This is a genomic window from Methylobrevis pamukkalensis (assembly GCF_001720135.1).
GTDB classification, from domain to species: Bacteria; Pseudomonadota; Alphaproteobacteria; order Rhizobiales; family Pleomorphomonadaceae; genus Methylobrevis; species Methylobrevis pamukkalensis.
The window spans coordinates 1-5172 of record NZ_MCRJ01000181.1 but is presented as its reverse complement, the minus strand read 5'-3'; the positions used below and the strand labels follow the sequence as shown (position 1 = coordinate 5172).

5 protein-coding genes and 1 pseudogene are annotated in these 5172 nt (G+C 67.9%); 5 read left to right on the top strand and 1 reads right to left on the bottom strand.

Features of this window, described 5'->3' with window-relative positions; all coding sequences use genetic code 11:
• Positions 1-839 precede the first annotated feature (839 nt).
• From A6302_RS19235 to A6302_RS19215, 5 genes are all read left to right on the top strand, one after another.
• Positions 840-1046, top strand: coding sequence for a YdcH family protein (locus A6302_RS19235; protein ID WP_069308381.1), 207 nt, complete (start codon positions 840-842; stop codon positions 1044-1046).
• A gap of 275 nt (positions 1047-1321) precedes the next feature.
• Entirely contained in the window at positions 1322-1822 is a 501-nt protein-coding gene (gene purE, locus A6302_RS19230; protein WP_069308380.1) for a 5-(carboxyamino)imidazole ribonucleotide mutase, read from the top strand.
• Complete coding sequence (locus A6302_RS19225) at positions 1819-2898, top strand: 5-(carboxyamino)imidazole ribonucleotide synthase (protein WP_069308379.1); 1080 nt, start codon at positions 1819-1821, stop codon at positions 2896-2898. Before purE ends, A6302_RS19225 begins: the two co-directional genes overlap by 4 nt.
• Before the next feature lie 193 nt (positions 2899-3091).
• Positions 3092-3316 carry a 30S ribosomal protein S21 gene (gene rpsU, locus A6302_RS19220; protein WP_069308378.1) on the top strand — a complete coding sequence of 75 codons (225 nt, stop codon included), beginning with the start codon at positions 3092-3094 and terminating at the stop codon, positions 3314-3316.
• 306 nt (positions 3317-3622) lie between these two features.
• Positions 3623-4477 carry a tetratricopeptide repeat protein gene (locus tag A6302_RS19215; RefSeq protein WP_210183400.1) on the top strand — a complete coding sequence of 285 codons (855 nt, stop codon included), beginning with the start codon at positions 3623-3625 and terminating at the stop codon, positions 4475-4477.
• A gap of 320 nt (positions 4478-4797) precedes the next feature.
• Here A6302_RS19215 and A6302_RS22470 read toward each other — a convergent pair.
• Positions 4798-5172: pseudogene (locus tag A6302_RS22470) on the bottom strand (NAD(P)(+) transhydrogenase (Re/Si-specific) subunit beta); the annotation flags it as partial.

The following is a 5172-nucleotide window of genomic DNA, read 5'->3' as shown; positions in this document are numbered from 1 at the left end:
TTCTCTTTCGAGAGCCGCATGGCGGCGTTCGAGTTCCTGGATATGAGAATGTAGCGACATCAGCATGCCTCCTTCCTGCTGTGGACGGTGGATGGGCCACCGCTTGCAAGGATTTCAGTGTCGCACAAACGTCATCGATTGAGTAGAGGGAAATTCTCCGCATCCGGTATACAGTCCGGATGCATCGTCAATGCTTGTTAAATTGAAACACAAAAGCGTCAATTTCTTCGAAACCGCCGAGGAGTATCGAAAGCAGGAAACATCAACTTGAAACTGCGGAACTCCGGCCACGACCCGCTATCGGGACGGACCAACGCACGTGACGGCGCCTGCCGGTCCCTCGCTGCGCGCCGGCAAACCGCAAAGGACATGACGAGATGATGGGATCGACCGGATCGATCGTCAATACGCCGGCTGGCCTCCGCAGCCCGGCCCCATGCGCCTGGCCAGGAACGGCTGACCGGTTTTCCGGGCTGCGCAAGTCGCTGATGAACCTGCCATTCCCTGCGCCGGCAAACCGACGGGGCGGCGGGCGCCGCGGTCAGGTCGGGTCGACCTGCCCAAAATTCGATCACAGGGAAATCCGCCCGAGGGGCAGGCAGATGGTCGCCGGCGATGAAGCCTGATGGCGGGCCGAGAAATTTGCTATACTCGTCCTTGCAAATCGGCATTCCGGTGCGGGCGGCCTGGCGGGCAGGCGCGAGCACCCACGGCGGGATGGACGAGGGGACACCGGCCGGTCGGGCTCGGGCGCGTGCGATCCCGCAACGTCGGGATCCGCGGGACGGGAGCCGGCGGTTGGTGCGTGATCAGTCGAGGCATTCCGGGGACGGGTCCTGATGAACGAAGCCGACGAACAGGACGTTCGCATCGAACTTGCAAAGCTGCGCCAGGAGCACCGGGATCTCGATGCGGCGATCGAGGCGATGCTGAAGCTCGGCGCTCTCGATACCCTTCAGGTGCAGCGCCTGAAGAAGCGCAAGCTCGCGCTGAAGGACAAGATCAGCTTCCTCGAAGACCAGATGCTGCCCGACATCATCGCCTGACACCCGCAGTTCGGCGGCGAACGCTCCGCAGGTCGCGCGCGCATTGCACGGCGATGCCGCAGGCAAGGATCGGGCATTTGTGCGCCGCGGCGGGTTTCTCTTTTCTCCGTGATGTTCTAGAGCATGATCCGGCCGGATCGCGCGATCCGGCCGATCGGATCATGCGCAAGGCCAGGAGGCCGGGCGACCTCCCGAGCCTTCGGACGACAAGGTCCGGGACACGGGCGCCCCGGCCGAGATGACCTTGCAGCGCTCGCAACGGATTGCCGACGACCATGGCCACCCCTCCCGTCGCCATCATCATGGGCAGCCAGTCCGACTGGCCGACGATGAAGCACGCCGCCGATGCCCTCGACACCCTCGGGGTGGCCTTCGAGGCCCGGATCATCTCCGCGCACCGCACGCCGGAGCGGCTCTACGACTTTGCCCGCGGCGCGAAGGCCGCCGGCTTCAAGGTGATCATCGCCGGCGCCGGCGGGGCCGCCCATCTGCCCGGCATGACCGCGGCCATGACGCCGCTGCCCGTGCTCGGCGTGCCGGTGGAAAGCCGCACGCTGAAGGGCGAGGACAGCCTGCTCTCCATCGTGCAGATGCCCGGCGGCATTCCGGTCGGCACGCTGGCGATCGGCAAGGCCGGCGCGATCAACGCCGGGCTTCTCGCCGCGGCCATGCTGGCCCTGTCCGACGAGGCCCTCAGCCAGCGGCTCGACGACTACCGCGCCCGCCAGACCGCGGCGATCCCCGAGTTTCCCCGCGACGAAGCGGAGGCCGGATGAGCGCCCTGCCCCCCGGATCGGTGATCGGCATTCTCGGCGGCGGCCAGCTCGGCCGGATGATCGCGCTCGCCGCGGCCCGCCTCGGCTTCGACTGCCATGTCTACTGCCCCGAGCCCGACAGCCCGGCCTTCCGCGTCGCCGCCCGCCACACGGTGGCGGCCTATGACGACGCCGAGGCGCTCGCCGCCTTCGCCGAGGCCGTGGACGTCGTCACCTACGAGTTCGAGAACGTCCCCGCCGAGACCGCGGCGCTGCTCGCCGCCCGCCGGCCGCTGTTTCCCGACGCCCGTGCGCTGGCCATCACCCAGGACCGCATCGCCGAGAAGACCTTTTTGCGCGAGGCCGGGGTCGATGTCGCGCCGTTCGCGGCGGTGGACACCGAGGCCGAGCTCGATGCGGCCATCGCCGTCACCGGCCTGCCGGCGATCCTGAAGACCCGGCGATTCGGCTATGACGGCAAGGGCCAGGCCAAGGTCGCCAGCCGTGTCGAGGCGGCCGAGGCCCTCGCCCGCCTCGGGCAGGGCTGCATCCTCGAAGGCCTCGTGCCCTTCGCGCTGGAAGTCTCGGCGATCGTCGTGCGCGGCGCCGCCGGCGGTACCGCCGTCTACGACATCGGCGAGAACCGCCACGCCAACCACATCCTCGACGAGACGATCGTGCCCGCCCCCGTGGCCGCGGCGACCGCCGCCGCCGCGCGCGACCTCGGCGTCGCGATCGCCGATCATCTCGGCTATGTCGGCGTGCTCGGGGTCGAGATCTTCGTGGTCCGCGACGGGGCCGGCGAACGCCTGCTGGTCAACGAGCTCGCGCCGCGCGTCCACAACTCCGGACACTGGACCGAGGACGGCGCCGTGACCTCGCAGTTCGAGAATCACGTGCGCGCCATTGCCGGCTGGCCGCTCGGCAGCGTCACCCGCCACGGCACGGTGACGATGAAGAACCTGATCGGCGACGCCGCCGCGGACTATGCCGCGATCGTCGCCGACCCGGACGCCCGGCTCCATCTCTACGGCAAGCGCGAGGCGCGGCCCGGCCGCAAGATGGGCCACCTCAACCGGGTGGTCCGGCCCGGATAGGGCCAGACAGGGATCAGCGCTGCGCGGCCCCGGCCGCCGCGCGAAAACGCACGATTTAGCGGGCGCAAGAGTGGACAGCGCTCGGTCGGTCTGCTAAATGAGCCCCCACTCACACGGTGCACGCACCGCATGGCGGGTTTCTTCCGCCGACGTCCCCTCGGGGACATTCATCGATATCACGGGAAGGTCACGCGTGCAGGTACTCGTTCGCGACAACAACGTCGATCAGGCTCTCAAGGCGCTCAAGAAGAAGATGCAGCGCGAGGGCATCTTCCGCGAGATGAAGCTCCGCGGTCATTACGAGAAGCCGTCCGAAAAGCGGGCTCGCGAGAAGGCCGAGGCCGTGCGCCGCGCCCGCAAGCTCGCCCGCAAGCGCGCCCAGCGCGAAGGCCTGCTGCCCAGCAAGGGCCGCGCCTGAGCTTTCGGCCAGTGTCGCCGGCCGCGTGCGGCGGGTGACCTTGCCCTGTTGATCATTGCGGAAGGCGGCCGAGATTTCGGTCGTCTTTTTTGCATGACCGTCCGGGACCGGCACATGCCGTCCCGCACCCCATCCGGACTGATGTGTCGCGCGGAGGCTGGATTCCGCCGCCCATCTGTCGGATCATGCCGGGGACGACGCGAATCTTCGCGCTCCGGCTCGTCGGGCCGCCCTCCTGCCGGATCTCAGGTGATCCGGTCGGCGGGAGGAAGCCCATCGGCATTCAGGCCGGAACCCTCTCATCTGGTGGTACGGGACACGATGATGCAGCGTAACCTTGCAGTCGCAAAGGCCGTCATCCTCATCTGCGGCACGCTGGGCCTTGCGGCCTGCACCACGACCGAGGAGGGCGGCGCCGATCTCGAGCGGGTGACGCTCAACCCCAACGCGGCGTCGCCGGCCAACATCTCCTCGCTGTCCGAGGTGATCGCGCGCAATCCGTCCGACGCGACGGCTTACAACATCCGCGGCACCGCCTACGGCCAGGCCGGGCGCTACAGCGAGGCGATCCAGGACTTCACCACCGCGGTCCAGATCGATCCGAGCCTCTATCAGGCCTATGCCAACCGCGGCCTCGTCTACCGCCGCACCGGCCAGGCCAACCTCGCCCTTGCCGACTACAACCGGGCGATCCAGCTCAATCCGCAGTATGGCGCCGCCTATCGCCAGCGCGGCGCGATCTACCGGCAGATGGGGCGCACCGACCTCGCCCTCGCCGACTTCAACGCCGCGATCGGCATCTCCAGCTCCGACGCCGGCGCCTATTACAACCGCGCCCTGATCTACCAGTCGCAGAACCAGCACGAGTCGGCGATCGCCGAGTTCACCACCGCGATGGCGCTCGATCCGAACCTGCCCGACGCCTTCAACGGCCGCGGCCAGAGCGAACTGGCGCTCGGCCGCGACCAGGAGGCGCTGCTGGACTTTGCCGCCGCGGTCAACCGCAACAAGGAATCGGCGGTGTTCTGGACCAACCTCGGCATCGCCCAGCTGCGGCTCGGCCAGCGCGAGGCCGGCATCGCCTCGGTGCGCCGCGGCGCCTCGCTCGATCCGAAGTACCGCCCCGCCCAGCAGGCACTGGCCAGCGCCGGACAGGTCTGACGCCCGGCGCGCCGATGAACAAGCTCGATCGGCCTCATCCTGAGGAAGCCGCGCCAGCGGCTGTCTCGAAGGACGTGGCCGCCCCCGCCCTTCGAGACGGCCGGTTCCGGGCCTCCTCAGGGTGAGGGCGGAGACGGGTCGGTTCAGACGCACGTCATTTTGTGTGAACCCTCGCCTCTGGCCGGAGCGGTCCTCACGAATCGCGGTGAGGCATGAGCGAATCCTCACACGAAAAAGGCCGGCCCCCGCGAGGGAGCCGGCCTTTTTCGTGTGCGACAGGGGCTGGGAGCGGCCACCGATGGCGGCCGTCACCCCTCGCCTCAGTCGAGGTTCTTGACGATGTTCTCGACCATCTTCTTGGCGTCGGCGAAGAGCATCATGGTGTTGTCGCGGAAGAAGAGTTCGTTCTCGACGCCGGCGTAGCCCGATCCCATGCCGCGCTTGATGAACAGCACGGTCTTGGCCTTGTCGACGTCGAGGATCGGCATGCCGTAGATCGCCGAGGTCGGGTCGGTCTTGGCGGCCGGGTTGGTCACGTCGTTGGCGCCGATCACGAAGCGACGTCGGCCTGGGCGAACTCCGAGTTGATGTCTTCGAGCTCGAACACCTCGTCATAGGGCACGTTGGCTTCCGCCAGCAGCACGTTCATGTGCCCGGGCATGCGGCCCGCCACCGGATGGATGGCGTATTTCACC

Bases quoted from the DNA above. Each gene is read 5' to 3' on its own strand.
- A6302_RS19225 (WP_069308379.1), top strand. From the start codon at position 1,819: ATGAGCGCCCTGCCCCCCGGATCGGTGATCGGCATTCTCGGCGGCGGC.
- purE (WP_069308380.1), top strand. From the start codon at position 1,322: ATGGCCACCCCTCCCGTCGCCATCATCATGGGCAGCCAGTCCGACTGG.
- A6302_RS19235 (WP_069308381.1), top strand. From the start codon at position 840: ATGAACGAAGCCGACGAACAGGACGTTCGCATCGAACTTGCAAAGCTG.